A 17,030-nucleotide genomic window follows, 5' to 3' on the forward strand; every position below is an offset into this window, starting at 1 on the left:
CGTGGAGGGCGGCGGACCCGGGGAGGGTCCGCCGTCACTTGGTCGGCTTCTTGCCGGTGATGCCCAGGTGGACGAGGAGGGCCAGGTTCGGCTTGAGCTCGGCCTGCTTGACGCCCCAGGTCTGGAAGCCCTTCTGGTGCGAGGCGACCGCAGCCAGCATGGCGACCAGGGAACCGGCCATGGCCGCCGGGCTGAGGTCCTTGTCGACCTTGCCCTTGGCCTGGAGCTCCTTCATCGATTCGGTGAGGGAGTTGGTGACCGAGTTCAGGATCTTCATGCGGATCTTGTAGAACCGCTTGTCGCCCTCGGCCGCGCCGAGGTCGACGACCCGCAGGATCGCGTCGTTGCGCCGCCAGAAGTCCAGGAAGCCCTCGACGAGTTCCTCGGCCGCCGCCCAGCCGGCCTTGCCGACCCAGGTGCGGCCCTCGACGAGCGAGGTCAACTGCGCGCCTTCGGTCGCCATTTGCTCGGCGATCTCCAGGACGGCGCCCTCGACGTCCGGGAAGTACTGGTAGAAGGTCGCGGGGGAGGTGCCGGCCTTGCGGGCGACGTCGATCACTTTGACGTCGCGGTACGGCGAGGAGCTGAGCATCTCGCTCAGGCAGTCGAGCAGCTTCTGCCGCGTCGCCTGGCCGCGCCGGCCGGCGACACGCCCGTCGACGGTGCGTACTTGTCCTGTCATGCCGTCAGCTTACCGAGGGGTGATCGGCGCGCTATTCGGCCGCCTGCAAATGGGGTTACGGGGTCATTGGCCTGGGCGGGAGCCCGTCGGGGCGGGCCGCGGACGCGGATTTCGGCCGGGCGTGGCGCCCGTACGGCGCCGACGCGGCGCCGGCGGGGCGCGAGCGTGCCGCCGGGCACACCGCCGGGACCGCCGTCGGGCGCGTCGTCCCGTTCCGCGAGATTTCCCCCGATTAGTCTTATCAACAGGCTGTGGACAAGTTTTCGGGCGGATCATGGCTGGGAGAAGTGGGAGGGTACACACCCCCGCACAACGGAAGGAACCGGGCTCATGGCCGCATTCGCGGAAGGCGAACCCTGCTGGGTGGACGCCTCGCTTCCGGACGTCGAGGCGGGCAAGCGCTTCTACGGCGAGCTCTTCGGGTGGACCTTCGGCGGCAGTGCGGGCGCCGAGTACGGGGGCTACACACAGGCCTACAGCCACGGGCGCAACGTCGCCGCCCTCGCCCCCAAGCCCGACGGCCGGATGCCCACCGTATGGGGGATCTACCTGTACACCTCCGACGCCTACGCCTGTGCCCAGCGCATCCGCGCCGCGGGCGGCCAGCTCGTGATGGACCCCATGCCCGTCGGCCCGTACGGCACGGCCGGGATGGCCGCGGACCCCGGCGGGGCCGTCTTCGGCCTTTGGCAGCCCGGCACCCACCACGGCTTCGAGGCCCAGCAGGAACCGAACAGCTACTGCTGGACCGAGGTGTACACCCGGGCCCGCGAAGCCGTCGACGACTTCTACGCCAAGGTCTTCGGCTACGTCCCGCAGGACCAGGACGACGCCGGGGTCGACTACCGCATCTGGTCCCCGCCCGGCAAGGCGCCCGGACCGGACACCGCCGTCATGGGCCGCAGCATGATCACCGACGCCTTCCCGGCGATCATGCCCGCGCATTTCCTCGCCTACTTCGCCGTCCCGGACTGCGACCAGGCCGTGATCACGGTGCAGCGCCTCGGCGGGCGCGTCACCGCCGATCCCTTCGACACGCCGTACGGCCGGATCGCCGTCGTCGCCGACAATCAGGGGGCCGTCTTCGGGCTCCTGTCGGAACCCAGGACGAACCCGGCCGCGTAGCCGGGGCCGTACCCCGCGCGGGCCTGACAGAATCGGGTTGCGCGACCCGGGCGGCGCCCGGGGGTGAGACGCTGCGCGGGGCCAGGCCCCGCGCCGGTGCGCGTGCTGGTGGAAACGGGTCCGGAGAGAGGACCCGTACGGGGAGGTGTGGAGGCGAGTGGTGGAGCAGCTGACGCAGCACGACCCGAGACGGATCGGCCCCTTCGAGGTGCTGGGACGGCTCGGCGCCGGCGGCATGGGGCTGGTCTATCTCGCGCGGTCGGCGTCCGGACGGCGTGTCGCGATCAAGACGGTGCGCACCGAGCTCGCCGAGGACCAGCTCTTCCGCGTGCGCTTCACCCGCGAGGTGGAGGCGGCGCGCGCCGTGTCCGGCTTCTACACCGCGGCCGTGGTCGACGCCGACCCGCGGGCCGCCGTCCCGTGGCTGACCACCGCCTACGTCCCGGCCCCCTCCCTGGAGGAGATCGTCAACGAGTGCGGGCCCATGCCCGCGCAGGCCGTACGGTGGCTCGCCGCCGGGATCGCCGAGGCCCTGCAGTCCATCCACGGCGCCGGCCTGGTCCACCGCGACCTGAAGCCCTCGAACGTCCTCGTCGTCGAGGACGGGCCGCGCGTGATCGACTTCGGCATCGCCAGCGGCGTCTCCAACACCCGCCTGACCATGACGAACGTCGCCGTCGGCACCCCCGCGTACATGTCGCCCGAGCAGGCGAAGGACTCGCGCAGCGTCAAGGGCGCCAGCGACGTCTTCTCGCTCGGCTCCACCCTCGTCTTCGCCGCCACCGGCCACCCTCCCTACAGCGGGGCCAACCCGGTGGAGACGGTCTTCATGCTGCTGCGCGAGGGGCCCAACCTGGAGGGGCTGCCCGAGGAACTGCGGCCGCTGATCGATTCCTGCATGCAGATGGACGCCACCCTGCGTCCCACCCCGGCCGACCTCCAGGCCCAGCTGGCCCCCCACCTCTTCGAGGGCGACGACGAGAGCGGGACCGCCTCCGCGTGGCTGCCCGGGCGGGCCGTCGCGATGATCGAGGCCCGGCGGGCGGGAAACCGTACGCCCCCCGCACCCGTGGTCCCCTCGCCCGGCCCCGCGTCCCGCCCGGGCTCCGGCTCCGGCGCGGGATCCCGCGGACCGCTCTCCGGCCCGGCCACGCACCGCCGCCAGCGCGGCGTCGACCCCTGGCTGGACCCGCGTACGGGCCAGGCCGTGCCGCAGCGCCCGCAGCACCCGCCCATGTCCCCGGTCCACTCCGGCGACCCCGTCCGCCTCGGCGGCTCCCCGGTGCCGATCGGGCCCGGCCCGCGCGCCACCGCCGCGGCCCCCGCCGGACACGGCGCCGCCGACTCGGCGACCGGCTGGATCCGCCCCCCGGGCGGCTCGTCCGCCGCGTCCGTCGCCGCTCCCGCCACCGGCCCGGCCGTGCCGGGCCCCGGCCCGGCTCCGGACAGCGGCCGCTGGCGCCCGTGGCGCTTCCGCATGTCCAACGAGGTCTGGGGCACCCCCACCGTCGCCGGCGACCTGCTCTACGTCACCTCCTTCGAGGTGCACGCCCTGGACGTGGCCAGCGGCCGCCGCCAGTTCAAGACCCGCGACGTGGCCTGGTCCATGGCCGTCTCCGACGGCCGCATCCACGCCTCCGACGGCCCCTCCCTCTACGCGCTCGACGCCACCGACGGCTCCGAACGCTGGCGGCTGTCCACCGACGCCTGGGTGTACGCCCTGCGCGCCGAGCGGGGCACCGTCATCACCGCCACCCGCGGCGGCGGCGTCCAGGGCTGGGAGTCCTCGAACGGCCAGAAGCTGTGGGAGCTGACCGGCGCCCAGAGCGACTTCGAGACCCCGGAAGCCGCCCCGGTCCTGCACGACGGCACGGTGTACGTGTGGCAGGACGCGCGGCTGCGCGCCCTCGACGCCCGCACCGGCCGCGAGTCCTGGTCCTACCCGGTCGGCGACGCCGGGTCCTGCGGGAACGTCCCCGTACGGGTCACCCCCGCCCCCGACGGCAACGTCTACGTCAGCGCCGGCACCCGCGTGCTGTCCGTGGACCGGGCCTCGGGCCGGGTCCGCTGGCACTTCGAGGCCCCCGCCGTGTTCCTGGCGCCCCCGGCCTTCGCCCCGGGCCCCGCGGTGACCGGGGGCGGGGTCTACCTCGCCGACCACCTCGGCACCGTCTACGCCCTGGACGCCGCCACCGGCAAGGACCGCTGGCGCATCGCCACCGAGACGCGGTCCTCCACGGACCCGGTGCTGGTGGCCAACGGCAACGTCCACCTCGGCGCGGGCAGCGCCCTGTACACGCTCGACGCGGTCACCGGCACCCCGAAGTGGCGCTTCGCCGCGGGCGGCGAGATCACCGGCCTGCCGGCCGTGGCGGACGGCCGGGTGCACTTCGGCTCGGCGGACCACTGCCTGTACACCCTGGATGCAGCGGGCGGCCAGCTCCGCTGGAAGCTGGCGACCGGCGGGGAGATCACCGGCGCCCCGGTCGCGGAGGCGGGCGTGGTGTACGCGTGCAGCAAGGACCGCTGCGTGTACGCCCTGGACGCGGCGAAGGGCACCGGCACCCGTACCAGCACCTGACGCGGGCGGGGCCCGCCGCCCGACGGCGTCGGGGCCCCGCTGAGTCGCGCAGCGCACCGGGAGTGACAGGATGGACCCCATGAGCAACGTTTTCTTCGACATCACCATCGACGGTGCCCCCGCGGGCCGCATCGTCTTCAACCTGTTCGACGAGGTCGTTCCGAAGACCGCCCGCAACTTCCGCGAGCTGGCCACCGGCCAGAACGGCTACGGCTACGCGGGCTCCGGCTTCCACCGCGTCATCCCGCAGTTCATGCTCCAGGGCGGTGACTTCACCAACCACAACGGCACCGGCGGCAAGAGCATCTACGGCGAGAAGTTCGCGGACGAGAACTTCGACCTCAAGCACGACCGCCCGTACCTGCTGTCGATGGCGAACGCCGGCCGCAACACCAACGGCTCGCAGTTCTTCATCACCACGATCGTCACCGGCTGGCTCGACGGCAAGCACGTCGTCTTCGGCGAGGTCGTCGAGGGCACCGAGATCGTCGACAAGATCGAGTCCCTGGGCTCCCAGTCGGGTGGCACCAAGGCCAAGATCGAGATCGCGGCTTCGGGCGTCGTCGAGGCCTGATCCGGCCCGGCCCGTACGACTGGACGGCCCCGCCCCCTTCCCGGGGGCCGGGGCCGCCGTCATGTCCGCGCACGGTCCCGCCGGGCGCCGGGACGGCCTACGGGCGCCCCTGCGGCCCCGGCCCGGGCGGTCAGCCCTGCGGCGGCGCCCCGTAGGGGTCCTGCGGGCCGGTGTACGGCCCCGTCCGCGGCGCCGGTTCCACCTGAGGCAGGTCCCGGCGGCGCCCGCGCTTCGGGCGGCCGCTCATCACGGCCGCGGCCAGCAGGAGCAGGGCGCCGCCGCCGAAGGCATGGGCCAGACCGTCCCCGAGCCCCCGGCCGTCACCGCCCACCGACAGACCCCCCGCGGCCTGGCCCTGGCGGACCATCCACAGGACGGCGAAACCGAGGACGACCACCCCGGCCAGCGCCATGAGCAGCCGCGAGCGGAGCACGACCGCGCACAGGGTGAGCAGCACGGCGAACAGGAGCGGCAGCAGCAGCGACGCCAGCAGAGCGGCCCGGGCATCGGTGATCCCCGCGGAGGAGAAGAGCTCCTCGACGCGGTAGTCGCGTCCGTGACGGCCGTCGTACCAGGCACGGAAGGGGCTCCGGACGGCGGCCGCCGCTCCGATGAGACCCATCAGCGAACCGAGTACGTTGCGGATCATGCCCGGCCCTCCGAGACAGGGTCCCCGGTCCTGACGCTACGCCCGGCCACCGGCCCCCGCATGCCGGGACGGCGCCTTGCCCATGGGCCCCGCGCACCCTCCCTGGTAGGGTCCCGCCCGTTGTCTTCGGGGGAAGGGTCACACCATGGACGTAGGACGTCGTGTCCGGTTCACCGCAGTGCTGGTGGCCGTCGTGTTCGCGCTGACGGGGTTCTCGTCGAGCGGCGGATCCGGCAGCGGCAGCAGCGGGAAGAGCAAGAGCAAGAGCAGCAGCGGTGGCGGATGCTCCAGCTCCAAGAGCAAGAAGAAGACGCACAGCAGCGGCAGCGGCAGCGGCAGCTCCGCCACCCCCTCGCCGAGCAGGACGGGTCCTCCCGCCCACGCCGTCGTCGTCACCTGCGCGGGCCCGGGCAGGACGGAGGCCACCGTGAAGGTCACCTCCGACGTCGACGCGCAGCGCACCGTCAAGGTCCCCGTGATCTTCCAGGACGCTCAGCGGGGCGCCCTCGACACCGCCTCCGTGCGGGTCACGCTCAAGGCCCGCGAGACCAAGACGGTCACCGTCGCCCTGTCGCTGCCGAACACGGCCGCCCAGGTGAAGAACTGCACGGTCGGGACCATCGAGAAGTCCTAGGGAGCACCGGCCGGCAGTGGGACGCCGTGGACCGAGAACGGTTCGGTGAGGGAGGCGTACTGGCCGGCGGTCAGCCGCTCGCGCTTCCAGATCGCTTGCGCGGTCCGGGTCGTGCACCCGATGGCGGACCGCAGCCCGCCGCCCGGGTGTCCGGCCCTGAGCTCCTCGCCGCGCGGGGCGAAGGCATCGCGGACCTGTCTGTTCAGCGCACTGAACTCCGCGGCGGAAAGCCCGGGCACGGCGCCCTGGTCGTACGCGCCGGATGCCACCGCCGTGGCGGTGGCCCACCGGATCGCGTCCAGCGTCCCTCCGGACAGCCGGGACGCCGTGGCGACGAAGGACGCCACCTCAGGCGGAACCATGGACATGCGCCCACGGTAGCCGGTAGCCGGTAGCCGGTAGCCGGTAGCCGGTGGACGAGAGGGCCGGCCCGTGGGTCACCGCAGTCTCGGCTCCGGCGCCCCCTTCCGCCCCGCGAACAGCTCCGCCTGCCTCTCCGGAGCCAGGTTCCCCAGCGCGATCAGCGCCGGGGCCTGGGCGAGGGCCTGCTGGAGCGCGGCCTGCTTGGCCGACCACAGGGCCCGTACGGTGCCCTGCACGGCCTCCGTCGGCAGGCCGGCCAGCGTCCCGGCGGCGCGCAGGGCCGCCGGGAGCAGCTCCGAGGGCCCGGTGAGCTCGGACACCAGCCCGATCTCGTGCGCCCGCCGGGCCGTGAGGCGTTCCGCCGTGCCCATCAGGGACATCCGGGCCACCTCGCCGAAGGGCATCCGCTGCGCCATGTAGACGGCCTCGTAGGCGCTGACCATCCCGTACGTGGTGTGCGGGTCGAAGAAGGTGGCCGTCTCCGAGGCGATCAGGAAGTCGGCCTCGCCCAGCAGGTAGAAGGCCCCGCCGCAGGCCATGCCGTTGACTGCGGCGATCACCGGCTTCCACAGGTCGCCCGACTTGGGGCCGATCGCCAGCAGCGGGTCGTCGGCCGAGTACGGGGAGGCCGGCTGCGGCACCTGGACGCCGCGGTCGATGCCGGTGCAGAAGGCGGCGGTGCCCGCGCCCGTCAGCACCACCGCCCGCACGTGCGGCTCGTACCGCAACGCCCGCCACGTCTCGGCCAGCTCGGCGGCCGTCTCCAGGTCGACGGCGTTGTGCCGGTGCTCCCGGTCCAGGGTGACGACCGCGACGCCGCTCGCCGGGTCCCGCTCCACCCGTACGCTCACGGCTTCTCCAGGATCCAGCGCGGCACGGTCATCCCGCCCGTCCCGGTGAAGACCACCTGGACCCGGGCTCCGATGCGCAGCCGGGCCGGGTCCACCGAGTCGAGGGGGGCGTCGGCGCAGGAGACGAGGTTCCCGGCCAGCCGGATCTGCGGGGCCTCGGCGAGCTCCACGAGGATCACGTTGTACGGGGCCTGGGCGGCGTAGGCGGGCAGCAGCGGCGGATGCGGGCGGACGTACGACCAGATCCGGCCGCGGCCCGACATCAGCCGCCACTCGCTGTCGAAGGACCGGCAGTGCGGGCAGCAGGGGCGGGGCGGGAAGCGCAGCCGGCCGCAGGCGGTGCAGGCCTGGACGCGGAGCTCGCCACGGGCGGCGTACTCCCAGAAGGGGGCGCCGTCCTCGTCGGGCACGGGGAGCAGCAGCTGGTCGGGAGCGGTGGTCATCGGGCGTCGCCTCCTCAGGCGCGGAGCAGGATCGCGGACGTCGGGACGCCTTCGCCCGCCGTCACCAGGCAGGTCGCGGCGTCCGGTACCTGGGCGGTGGAGACGCCGCGCAGCTGCTTGACGCCCTCGTTGATCAGGTTGAAGCCGTGCACGTACGCCTCGCTGAGGCCGCCGCCGCCGGTGTTGATGGGGAGCCGGCCGCCCATTTCCAGGGCCCCGCCCTCGGTGAAGGCGGCGCCCTCGCCGCGCCCGCAGAAGCCGTAGCCCTCCAGGGAGAGCGGGATGAGAGGGGTGAAGGCGTCGTATATCTGGGCGACGTCCACGTCCTGGGGGCCGAAGTCGGCCTGCTTCCACAGGTGCCGGGCGGCGGTCCAGGCGGGGCCGGAGAGGGGGTCGTCGTTCCAGTAGTTGACCATGCCGTGGTGCTGGGCGGGCAGGCCCTGGGCGACGGAGTGCACGTAGACGGGCTTCTGCCGGCAGTCCCGGGCCCGTTCGGCGGAGACGATCACGCAGGCCAGTGCGCCGTCGGTCTCCAGGCAGTTGTCGAAGAGGCAGAGCGGGTCGCTGATCATGCGGGAGGTCATGTACATCTCGCGGGTCAGCGGGCGTTCGTACATCATGGCGGCCGGGTTCTCGTTGGCCCGGTTGCGGCAGGCCATGGCCACGTTGAAGAGGTGGTCGCGGGTGGCGCCGTACTCGTGCATGTAGCGCCGGGCCAGCATGCCGATCTCGTCGGCCGGGCGCAGCAGTCCGAAGGGGCGGGTCCACTGGCCGGGGGTGGGGAGCTGGACGGCGGTGTTCTTCCAGGGGCGCGGGCCGGAGCCGCGCTTGCGCGAGCGCCAGGCGACGCCGACGGTGGCCTGGCCGGTGGCGACGGCGGCCGCGAGGTGGCCGACGGTGGCGCAGGAACCGCCGCCGCCGTAGCCGATCTTGGAGAAGAAGGTGACGTCGCCCGCGCCGATGGCCTTGGCGACCTCGACCTCGTCGGTCTCCTCCATGGTGTAGGAGGAGAAGGCGTCGATCTCGGACGGATCGATCCCGGCGTCCGCGAGCGCCGCGAGGATGGCCCGGCAGGCCAGTTCCTTCTCGGACTGGGGCAGTTGTCTGGCAAAGGGGGTCTGCCCGATGCCGACTATCGCCGTAGCGTCCTTGAGCGTTGCCGCCATCGCCACCTCCGGGGGGTGCACCAGTACTGACAGCCGCGAAGGCTACAGCTAATCTGACGGATAGTCAGCTACTGGGTACCGGGAGGGGCGGACGATGGGCGAGGACGGACACGACGCACTGCACGGAACGGGCCGCGGAACGGGCCGCGGAACGGGCCGCGGCGCGGGCCGCGTGACCGCGCCGGGGGAGGGCTTGCGGGAGGGCCCGGGGGGCGGGGGCCTGCACGGCGGCCAGAGCGTGGACCAGGGCGAGGCGCCCCGGGGCGACGCGGTCGGGAGACCGCTCGGCGCCCCGCGGCAGGCGCCCCCTCCCGGCGACGCGGGCGAGGACCGGTACGGCGAGCTGCGGGAGGCCCCTCCCGGCGCCCCGGCCGACCTGGCCGCCCCGGCCGACCCGCGGGAGGACCCGCGCGGGGACCTGCGCTGGGGCAGCATCGCCGGACTGGTCCGCGACGCCGCCACCCGCTACGCCGACCACGAGGCCGTCGTCGACGGCCGCACCCGCATCAGCTACGCCCAGCTCGGCGAACGCGTCGAACGCGCCGCGGCCGCCTGCATCGCCGCCGGCGTGGAACCGGGCGACCGCGTCGCCGTCTGGGCCCCCAACACCCTGGAATGGATCGTCTCCGCCCTCGGAGCCGTCACGGCCGGCGCCGTGCTCGTCCCTCTCAACACCCGCTTCAAGGGCGCCGAAGCTGCCTACGTCCTCCAGCGCAGCCGCACCCGGCTGCTCTTCGTCACCGGCACCTTCCTCGGCACCTCCTACGTCGCCTCCCTGCGCCGCGCCGCCGCCGAAGGCCCCGGCAGCGGACCACTGCCCGCGCTGCCGCTCCTGGAACAGGTCGTCGTCCTCGCCGACGACGCCCCCGAGTCCTTCCGCACCTGGAAGGACTTCCTGGCCGGCGGGGACCGCATCCCGGCCGCCGCGGTCCGCGAACGCGCCGCATCCATCCCCTCCGACGCCCCCTCCGACATCATCTTCACCTCGGGCACCACCGGCAGCCCCAAGGGCGCCGTCATCACCCACGCCCAGTCCCTGCGCTGCTACGCCGTCTGGAGCGAACTCGCCGGACTCCGCGAGGGCGACCGCTACCTGATCGTCAACCCCTTCTTCCACACCTTCGGCTACAAGGCCGGGATCATCGCCTGCCTGATGCGCGGGGCCACGATGGTCCCCCAGCCCGTCTTCAACGTCGACACCGTCCTCGCCAACATCGCCGCCGAGCGGATCTCCGTACTCCCCGGACCGCCCACCCTCCACCAGTCCCTCCTCGACCACCCCCAGCGCGACCACCACGACCTCACCGCCCTGCGCCTGGTCGTCACCGGCGCCGCCGTGGTCCCGCTCCAGCTCGTCGAACGGCTGCGCGGCGAACTGCACATCGCCACCGTGCTCACCGCCTACGGGCTCTCCGAGGCCAGCGGGATCGTCACCATGTGCCGGCGCGGCGACCCGGCGGAGGTCATCGCCGCCACCTCCGGCCGGGCCGTCCCCGGCACCGAACTGCGCATCACCGACCGGCACGGAGCCGCCCAGCCCCACGGCACGGCCGGCGAGGTGTGGGTCCGCGGCCACCACGTCATGTCCGGCTACTTCGAGGACCCCGCCGAGACCGCGAAGGCGATCACCCCCGAAGGCTGGCTGCGCACCGGCGACGTCGGCGTCCTCGACGCGGACGGCAACCTGCGCATCACCGACCGGATCAAGGACATGTTCATCGTCGGCGGCTTCAACGCCTACCCGGCCGAGATCGAACAACTCATCGGCCTGCACCCGGACATCGCCGACGTCGCCGTCATCGGCATCACCGACCCCCGCCTCGGCGAGGTCGGCAAGGCCTACGCCGTACGCCGCCCCGGCTCCACCCTCACCGCCGACGACCTGATCGCCTGGAGCCGACGGGAGATGGCCAACTACAAGGTCCCGCGCACCGTGGAGTTCGTCACCGAACTCCCGCGCAACGCAAGCGGCAAGGTCCTCAAACGCGAACTCCGCACCCGCACCCGTTCCTAGACGGTGCCCCGGTCCTGGCGGCGGGCCAGGACCAGGCGCCAGCGGGGGGCGCCCGACGGGAGGTGGCCGAAGTGGTCCAGGGGGGCGGTCTCCACCGTGAAGCCGGCCGCCGTCAGGTCCCGGCGGACCCCGCCCAGCGGAAACGTCCGGTAGTACATGACGAACGGCGGCCGCCACACCGCGTTGCGCACCCGCATGGCCGCGTCGAAGCCCGCCACCGCCCACCACAGCGGCGACCCCGGCGGGAGCGGCGCGCCGATCGGGAACGCGAAGACCCCGCCGGGGCGCAGCGCACCGTGCACGCCCGCGAACAGGGCGGGCCGCTCGGCCGTGAGGAAGTGCCCGAAGGCACCGAAGCTCACCGCCAGGTCGTACGCCTCCCCGAGCGCGGGGGGCAGCGCCAGCGCGTCGGCCCGTACGAAGTCCACGCGCGGGTCCGGATGCGCCCGTGCGGCCTCGGCCAGCATGCCCGCGCTGAGGTCCACCCCGGTCACCCGGTCCCGGCACAGCCGGCGCAGCATCCCGAGCCCGGCGCCGGTGCCGCAGCACACGTCCAGACCGGCACCGAAGGACCCCTCGCGCTGGGCGAGGGTCTCCTCAACGGCGTCGAGCATCCGGTCCGGGGTGCGGAAGGGCGTGCGGTCGAACTTCGGCGCGAGCAGGTCGTACCCGCGCTCGACCGAGGAGAGGGCCTGGACGGCCAGTTCGCGGACGGTCGGCCCCTGGGAGGTGAACACCGGCCCACCCTATGCGCCCCGGCGCCCCCGCCGGCGGACACACGGAAGCGGCGGCCCCGATGGCTCCCCCTCCGGGCCACCGCGACCGCCGCTCTCCCCCGTGTTCCCCCGTACTCCCCCGTCCCCCCAGCTCCGCGCCGCGTTCCCCCGTGTTCCCCCGGATCCCCCCGTGGTTCCCCCGTGCGGTGCGGAGCTGCTGCGCCCTGGTCCTACGGACGCGGGCCGGACGCGTGGTTGTCCAGTGTCTGGATCTCCTCGCCCGAGGTCTGGTTGTCGAGCGGCTTGATCTCGGCGCCCGAAGCGTGGTTGTCCAGCGTTTCGATCTCGACGCCCGAGGCATGGTTGTCGAGCGGCTTGAGGTCGCCGTCCTTCGGCAGGATGTTCTCGTTCGTCGTCATCGGATCTCCTGATGGGTAGGTGGGCCCGTTCGGCGATTCCCCCGAGGACCGCCGAACGGGCAGTCCCCCGACCGACCCGGTTGCCCCCCGACGCGCCGGGTCGATGTACCTATCGTGCCGGGCGGCGATAAACGAACGATGAACGTCCCGTTCAGCGCCGGCAGCCACGGACCGCAGTCGCAGGACGCAACCGCAGACCGCTGCCACGGTCGCGCCTCAGGCAGCCAGCTCCGAAGCCAACAGAGCCCGCACCTCGGCCAGTTCGGCCGAGTCCAGCTGCGCGAACACCGTCTCCGCGTCCCGCCAGCAGGCCCGCGCCCGGTCCGTCTGCCCCAGCCGCCGCAGCGCCTTGCCCAGCACCGTCAGGACCGTGGCCCGCCGCCACTCCCCGCCGATGCCGCGCAGCGCGATCGCCTGCTCGGCGTGCGAGGCGGCCAGGGTGGGCCGGCGCGCGGCCAGATGGGCCTCGGCCAGCCGGAAGTGGGTCACGCCCTCCCACAGGGGCTGCCGGTTCTCGTGGAACAGGGACAGCGCCTCGGTCAGCTGCGCCAGCGCCTCGCCGAGCCGGCCCGCCTGGGTGAGGGCGATGCCCAGCGCGTACCGGCCGTTGGCCAGCCGCAGGGTCAGGCCCATCCGGTCGTATATGGCGATGCCCTGCTGCGCGAGGTCGATGGCGCTGCTGAGACGGCCCAGCATCACGTGGATGCGGGACAGGTTGCACAGGGCGCTGGCCTCGCCGATGTTGTTGTCGTCGGCCCGGAAGTTCTCGATCGCCTCCAGCAGGAACCGCTCGCCGTCGGCGTACCGGCCCTGGTGCAGCGCGATGATCCCGCGGTCGTTGGGCGCCCAGCAGCTCGGCAGCGGGTCGTCGGCCTCGCGGGCCAGTGCCATCGCCTGCCGCGCCTCGTCGTCGGCCTCCGCGTTCAGCCCGGAGACCAGGTAGACCATGGTCAGGGTGGTCCGGGCCCGGCCCTCGGCCCGCGGGTCCTTCGCCGCGCGGGCGGCGTCGCGCAGGGCCACCGCGGACGACTCGTACTGCTTGGAGTTGGCCCCCGACTCCGCCAGGTCCTTCGCCGCCCACAGCAGGTCCACGGCCCGGCGCAGCACGTGCGTCTCCCCGTCCCGCGCGGCGGCCTGCCGTACGCAGGCCAGCAGCGGGTCCGCCTCGGCGAACAGCCAGTCCAGGGCGGTCCGCGGCTCCGTGAAGGACAGGCCGGGGTGGTCGGTGGGGGAGAGGTGCGCGGGGAGCCGGTCGCCCGGGCGCTCCAGCGCGTACACCCCGGAGGCGGTGGCGAGGTAGAAGTCCAGCAGCCGGTCCAGGGCGGCGTCGCGCCGGCTCGGCGGCTGCTCGTCGCGTTCGGCGCACGCACGCGCGTAGAGGCGTACGAGGTCGTGGAAGCGGTAGCGGCCGGGCGCGGCCGATTCCAGCAGGGAGCAGTCGACTAAAGCCTCCAGCAGGTCCTCGGTGCCGTGCTCCGGCAGGTCGAGCACGGCGGCCGCTGCGGCCAGGGAGATGTCGGGCCCGTCGGCCAGCCCCAGCAGGCGGAACGCCCGCTGCTGGGCGGGCTCCAGCTGCCCGTAGCCCAGCTCGAACGTCGCCTTGACGGCGAGGTCGCCGGCCTGGAGCTCGTCGAGGCGGCGGCGCTCGTCGCCGAGCTTGGCGGCGAGGACGGAGACGGTCCAGGTCCGCCGGGCGGCGAGGCGGGACGCGGCGATGCGGATGGCCAGCGGCAGGAAGCCGCAGGCTCCGACGACGTCGAGGGCGGCCTGGCGTTCGGCGCGCACGCGCTCCTCGCCCACGATCCGGGTGAACAGCTGAAGGGCCTCCTCGGGGCTCATCACGTCGAGGTCGACGAGATGGGCCCCGGCGAGGCCCGCCATGCGGACCCGGCTGGTGACGAGGGCGGCGCAGCCCGCGGTGCCCGGCAGCAGCGGGCGCACCTGGGCCGCGTCGCGGGCGTTGTCGAGCAGGACCAGGACGCGGCGGCCGTCCAGGGTGGACCGGTAGAGCGCGGCGCGCTCGGCGGAGGAGTCGGGGATGGAGCTGTCGGGGGTGCCGAGCGCGCGCAGGAAGGCCCCGAGGACCGCTTCAGGTTCGGCGGGACGGGCCTCGGTGCCCTGGAGGTCGACGTAGAGCTGCCCGTCGGGGAAGTGCGGCCGCGCGGCGTGGGCCACGTGCACGGCCAGGGTGGTCTTGCCGACGCCGCCGATCCCGGCGAGCGCGGAGACGGCCATGACCTGGCCCTCGGCGCCACCGGAGAGGATCGTGCCGAGCTCGTCGACGAAACTGGCACGGCCCGTGAAGTCGGGCACGGTCGCGGGCAATTGGGCCGGCCTCACGTGGACGGAAGCGGTCGCGGGCGCCGGTTCCTCGGCGCGGGCCAGGTCGGCGTCGGCGTTCAGGATGCGCTGCTGGAGGGCGGCGAGTTCGGGGCGCGGGTCGACGCCGAGCTCGTCGGCGAGGAGGCGGCGGGTGTCGGCGTAGACGGCGAGCGCCTCCGCCTGCCGGCCGCTGCGGTACAGGGCGAGCATCAGCAGCTCGCGCAGGCGCTCGCGCAGCGGGTGCGCGGCGGTGAGCGCGGTCAGCTCGGAGACGGCCTCGGCGTGGTGGCCGACCTCCAGGTCGAGGTCGAGGCGGCTCTCCAGCAGCTGGAGGCGCCATTCGGCGAGGCGGGTGCGTTCGGTCTCGGCGTGCGGGCCGGGCACTCCGGCCAGGGGCTCGCCGTCCCACAGGTCCAGGGCGCGGGCCAGGAACGTACGGGCCAGGGTGCGGTCACCGGCCGTACGGGCGGCCTCGGCGTCGGCGGCGAGGCTGCGGGCGACGCCGAGGTCGAGGGTGGCGGCGGAGCGCAGCCTTATGGCGTAGCCGCCGGACTCGGTCACCAGCAGCCCGGGGTCGAGGACCTTGCGCAGGCGGGAGGCGTACGTACGGATGGTGGCCAGGGCCTGCTGCGGCGGGTCCTCGCCCCAGATGGCGTCGATCAGCTCGGGCGCGGTGGCGGTGCGCCCGTCGCGCAGCAGGAGCGCGGCGAGCAGGGCGCGTTGCTGGGGGGTGCCGGAGGGCAGGGCCTCGGAGCCGCGCCAGGCGCGGATGGGCCCGAGGACGGCGAAGCGGGACCCCGCGGAGGCGGGGGAGGCGGCGGCCGGTTCGGCGGAGACGGCGGCCGGTTCGGCGGAGACCGTGGCCGAGGGGGTCCGCCCGGCGGAGGTGGCGGTGTTCCGGTGTGCTGCGGGGTGTTTCCGCGGGTGCGGGATGGCCGGTACGCCGTCCATCTGTCGTCCCCCCTGCCTTCCGTCGGTGTAAGGGTCAGTCTGCCCTGTCTTGCGCGTACACGTCAGCCCGTAACGGACCGATCGGCTCCCAACTAGCTGACGGTTCGTCAGATCGGCGCTACCGTAGCGGGTATGGAGACCTTCCCGAAGATCATCTCGGTGGACGACCACACGGTGGAGCCCCCTCACGTCTGGCGGGACCGGCTCCCGTCCAAGTACCAGGACATCGGCCCCCGCGTCGTCCGCGCCCCTTTGAAGGAAATGACCTTCCTCGGCGGCAAGTTCGCTCCCGTCATGGGAGCCAAGGGCGACGACGGCCCGATCGGCGACTGGTGGGTGTACGAGGACCTGCACCGGCCGCTCACCCGCCTCGACACCGCCGTCGGGTACGACCGCGACGAGATCAAACTGGAAGTCATCACCTACGAGCAGATGCGCCCGGGGTCCTTCTCGGTTCCCGACCGCCTCGCGGACATGGACGTCAACCACGTCCAGTCGGCGCTCTGCTTCCCGACCTTCCCGCGCTTCTGCGGCCAGACCTTCACCGAAGCCAAGGACCGCGAACTCGGGCTGCTCGGCGTCCGGGCGTACAACGACTGGATGGTCGAGGAGTGGTGCGGCCCCGACGCCCACGGCCGCCTGATCCCTCTCACCCTCGTCCCGCTGTGGGACGCCCGGCTGGCGGCGGCCGAAGTGCGCCGCAACGCGGCGCGCGGCGTGCGCGCGGTGGCCTTCTCCGAGATACCCCCGCACCTCGGCCTGCCGTCCATCCACACGGACGACTGGGACCCCTTCCTCCAGGCGTGCGACGAGACCGGCACGGTCATCGCCATGCACATCGGCTCCTCCTCCCGCATGCCGTCCACCTCGGCGGACGCCCCGCCGGCGGTCGGTTCCACCATCACCTTCGCCAACTGCTGCTTCTCGATGGTCGACTGGCTGATGAGCGGCAAGTTCGAACGCTTCCCCAACCTGAAGATCATGTACGCGGAGGGCCAGATCGGCTGGATCCCGTACATCCTGGAACGCGCGAACGTGGTCTGGGAGGAGAACCGCGCCTGGGGCGGCGTCGCGGACAAGGTCCACCGCCCGCCGTCGGAGCTCTTCGCCGAGCACGTCTTCGGCTGCTTCTTCGACGACCCTTTCGGGCTCAAGAACCTCGACTCGATCGGGGTCGCCAACGTCCTCTACGAGACGGACTACCCCCACTCGGACTCGACGTGGCCCAAGTCCCGCGAGGTGGGCGAAGCCCAGATGGGCCACCTGGACCCGGCGGCGGTGGACCGCATCGTCCGAGGCAACGCGATCGACCTCCTCGGCCTGACCCCGGAGGGGCTCTGGGCGGGGCGGTGAGGGGTGAGGGGTGAGGGGGCGGTGGGTGAGGTGAGGTGAGGTGAGGGGCGGGGCGGGGGCTTCGGGAGGGTTGTTATCCCTTGACCTGATCAGAGAAGTCTTGGGGGATTCCCGTCAGTCCCAGGGTCCTTCCGTGCCGGGCCGGGCCCTCAAGGGCGCTCCCTGCGGTCGCGTCGCTTCGCGATGG

15 protein-coding genes are annotated in these 17,030 nt (G+C 73.4%); 6 read left to right on the plus strand and 9 right to left on the minus strand.

Features of this window, described 5'->3' with window-relative positions; all coding sequences use genetic code 11:
• Nucleotides 1-34: 34 nt before the first annotated feature.
• Nucleotides 35-682, minus strand: a complete 648-nt coding sequence (locus IO30_RS0122820) for a TetR family transcriptional regulator (RefSeq protein ID WP_031145597.1) — start codon at nt 680-682, stop codon at nt 35-37.
• Between the two features lie 330 nt (nt 683-1,012).
• Between IO30_RS0122820 and kbpA the strand changes: the two genes are divergently transcribed.
• The 3 genes from kbpA to IO30_RS0122835 all read left to right on the plus strand — a co-directional run bounded on the left by kbpA (nt 1,013) and on the right by IO30_RS0122835 (nt 4,962).
• A complete protein-coding gene (gene kbpA / locus IO30_RS0122825; RefSeq protein WP_031145598.1) occupies nt 1,013-1,807 on the plus strand; it encodes an AfsK-binding protein KbpA in 795 nt (264 codons plus the stop codon).
• A 157-nt stretch (nt 1,808-1,964) separates the two neighbouring features.
• Nucleotides 1,965-4,388 (plus strand): protein serine/threonine kinase AfsK, encoded by a 2,424-nt coding sequence (gene afsK, locus IO30_RS0122830; RefSeq protein WP_031145599.1) that lies wholly within the window; start codon nt 1,965-1,967, stop codon nt 4,386-4,388.
• Nucleotides 4,389-4,467: 79 nt separating this feature from the next.
• Complete coding sequence (locus tag IO30_RS0122835; RefSeq protein ID WP_031145601.1) at nt 4,468-4,962, plus strand: peptidylprolyl isomerase; 495 nt, start codon at nt 4,468-4,470, stop codon at nt 4,960-4,962.
• A 130-nt stretch (nt 4,963-5,092) separates the two neighbouring features.
• Here IO30_RS0122835 and IO30_RS0122840 read toward each other — a convergent pair whose 3' ends face one another.
• Complete coding sequence (locus tag IO30_RS0122840; RefSeq protein ID WP_051902522.1) at nt 5,093-5,611, minus strand: hypothetical protein; 519 nt, start codon at nt 5,609-5,611, stop codon at nt 5,093-5,095.
• 145 nt (nt 5,612-5,756) lie between these two features.
• Here IO30_RS0122840 and IO30_RS45535 point away from each other — a divergent pair, with 145 nt between their 5' ends.
• On the plus strand, nt 5,757-6,245 hold the full coding sequence (locus tag IO30_RS45535) for a hypothetical protein (RefSeq protein ID WP_157853358.1): 489 nt from the start codon (nt 5,757-5,759) through the stop codon (nt 6,243-6,245).
• Here the strand turns inward: IO30_RS45535 and IO30_RS0122855 are convergent.
• The 4 genes from IO30_RS0122855 to IO30_RS0122870 all read right to left on the minus strand — a co-directional run bounded on the left by IO30_RS0122855 (nt 6,242) and on the right by IO30_RS0122870 (nt 9,068).
• Nucleotides 6,242-6,613 carry a hypothetical protein gene (locus IO30_RS0122855; protein ID WP_157853359.1) on the minus strand — a complete coding sequence of 124 codons (372 nt, stop codon included), beginning with the start codon at nt 6,611-6,613 and terminating at the stop codon, nt 6,242-6,244. The two genes, IO30_RS45535 and IO30_RS0122855, sit on opposite strands and share 4 nt — an antisense overlap.
• Before the next feature lie 69 nt (nt 6,614-6,682).
• Nucleotides 6,683-7,459 (minus strand): enoyl-CoA hydratase/isomerase family protein, encoded by a 777-nt coding sequence (locus IO30_RS0122860; protein WP_031145610.1) that lies wholly within the window; start codon nt 7,457-7,459, stop codon nt 6,683-6,685.
• Entirely contained in the window at nt 7,456-7,902 is a 447-nt protein-coding gene (locus IO30_RS0122865) for a Zn-ribbon domain-containing OB-fold protein (RefSeq protein WP_031145611.1), read from the minus strand. The genes IO30_RS0122860 and IO30_RS0122865 overlap by 4 nt, the downstream gene beginning before the upstream one ends.
• A 14-nt stretch (nt 7,903-7,916) precedes the next feature.
• Entirely contained in the window at nt 7,917-9,068 is a 1,152-nt protein-coding gene (locus IO30_RS0122870; protein WP_031145613.1) for a lipid-transfer protein, read from the minus strand.
• Nucleotides 9,069-9,162: 94 nt separating this feature from the next.
• Between IO30_RS0122870 and IO30_RS0122875 the strand changes: the two genes are divergently transcribed.
• A complete protein-coding gene (locus IO30_RS0122875) occupies nt 9,163-11,082 on the plus strand; it encodes a FadD3 family acyl-CoA ligase (protein WP_237403444.1) in 1,920 nt (639 codons plus the stop codon).
• Here IO30_RS0122875 and IO30_RS0122880 read toward each other — a convergent pair.
• The 3 genes from IO30_RS0122880 to afsR form a co-directional block, all read right to left on the minus strand.
• On the minus strand, nt 11,079-11,819 hold the full coding sequence (locus tag IO30_RS0122880; RefSeq protein WP_031145617.1) for a class I SAM-dependent methyltransferase: 741 nt from the start codon (nt 11,817-11,819) through the stop codon (nt 11,079-11,081). The genes IO30_RS0122875 and IO30_RS0122880 overlap by 4 nt on opposite strands.
• A gap of 209 nt (nt 11,820-12,028) precedes the next feature.
• Nucleotides 12,029-12,217, minus strand: a complete 189-nt coding sequence (locus IO30_RS0122885) for a hypothetical protein (RefSeq protein WP_031145618.1) — start codon at nt 12,215-12,217, stop codon at nt 12,029-12,031.
• Nucleotides 12,218-12,433: 216 nt separating this feature from the next.
• Complete coding sequence (gene afsR, locus IO30_RS0122890) at nt 12,434-15,490, minus strand: SARP-family global regulator AfsR (protein WP_031145620.1); 3,057 nt, start codon at nt 15,488-15,490, stop codon at nt 12,434-12,436.
• Nucleotides 15,491-15,622: 132 nt separating this feature from the next.
• On the opposite strand from afsR, the gene IO30_RS0122895 reads away from it, so the two are divergent.
• Nucleotides 15,623-16,843 (plus strand): amidohydrolase family protein, encoded by a 1,221-nt coding sequence (locus IO30_RS0122895; RefSeq protein WP_031145622.1) that lies wholly within the window; start codon nt 15,623-15,625, stop codon nt 16,841-16,843.
• Nucleotides 16,844-17,030 lie beyond the last annotated feature (187 nt).

It is taken from the genome of Streptomyces xanthophaeus (assembly GCF_000725805.1).
GTDB lineage: Bacteria > Actinomycetota > Actinomycetes > Streptomycetales > Streptomycetaceae > Streptomyces > Streptomyces xanthophaeus.

What these genes read in the sequence shown, in the direction of transcription:
- IO30_RS0122855 (WP_157853359.1), bottom strand. Translation starts at nt 6,613, where the DNA reads ATGTCCATGGTTCCGCCTGAGGTGGCGTCCTTCGTCGCCACGGCGTCC.
- IO30_RS0122865 (WP_031145611.1), bottom strand. Translation starts at nt 7,902, where the DNA reads ATGACCACCGCTCCCGACCAGCTGCTGCTCCCCGTGCCCGACGAGGAC.
- IO30_RS0122835 (WP_031145601.1), top strand. Translation starts at nt 4,468, where the DNA reads ATGAGCAACGTTTTCTTCGACATCACCATCGACGGTGCCCCCGCGGGC.
- IO30_RS0122895 (WP_031145622.1), top strand. Translation starts at nt 15,623, where the DNA reads ATGGAGACCTTCCCGAAGATCATCTCGGTGGACGACCACACGGTGGAG.
- afsR (WP_031145620.1), bottom strand. Translation starts at nt 15,490, where the DNA reads ATGGACGGCGTACCGGCCATCCCGCACCCGCGGAAACACCCCGCAGCA.
- IO30_RS0122840 (WP_051902522.1), bottom strand. Translation starts at nt 5,611, where the DNA reads ATGATCCGCAACGTACTCGGTTCGCTGATGGGTCTCATCGGAGCGGCG.
- IO30_RS0122820 (WP_031145597.1), bottom strand. Translation starts at nt 682, where the DNA reads ATGACAGGACAAGTACGCACCGTCGACGGGCGTGTCGCCGGCCGGCGC.
- IO30_RS45535 (WP_157853358.1), top strand. Translation starts at nt 5,757, where the DNA reads ATGGACGTAGGACGTCGTGTCCGGTTCACCGCAGTGCTGGTGGCCGTC.
- IO30_RS0122875 (WP_237403444.1), top strand. Translation starts at nt 9,163, where the DNA reads ATGGGCGAGGACGGACACGACGCACTGCACGGAACGGGCCGCGGAACG.
- IO30_RS0122885 (WP_031145618.1), bottom strand. Translation starts at nt 12,217, where the DNA reads ATGACGACGAACGAGAACATCCTGCCGAAGGACGGCGACCTCAAGCCG.
- IO30_RS0122870 (WP_031145613.1), bottom strand. Translation starts at nt 9,068, where the DNA reads ATGGCGGCAACGCTCAAGGACGCTACGGCGATAGTCGGCATCGGGCAG.
- kbpA (WP_031145598.1), top strand. Translation starts at nt 1,013, where the DNA reads ATGGCCGCATTCGCGGAAGGCGAACCCTGCTGGGTGGACGCCTCGCTT.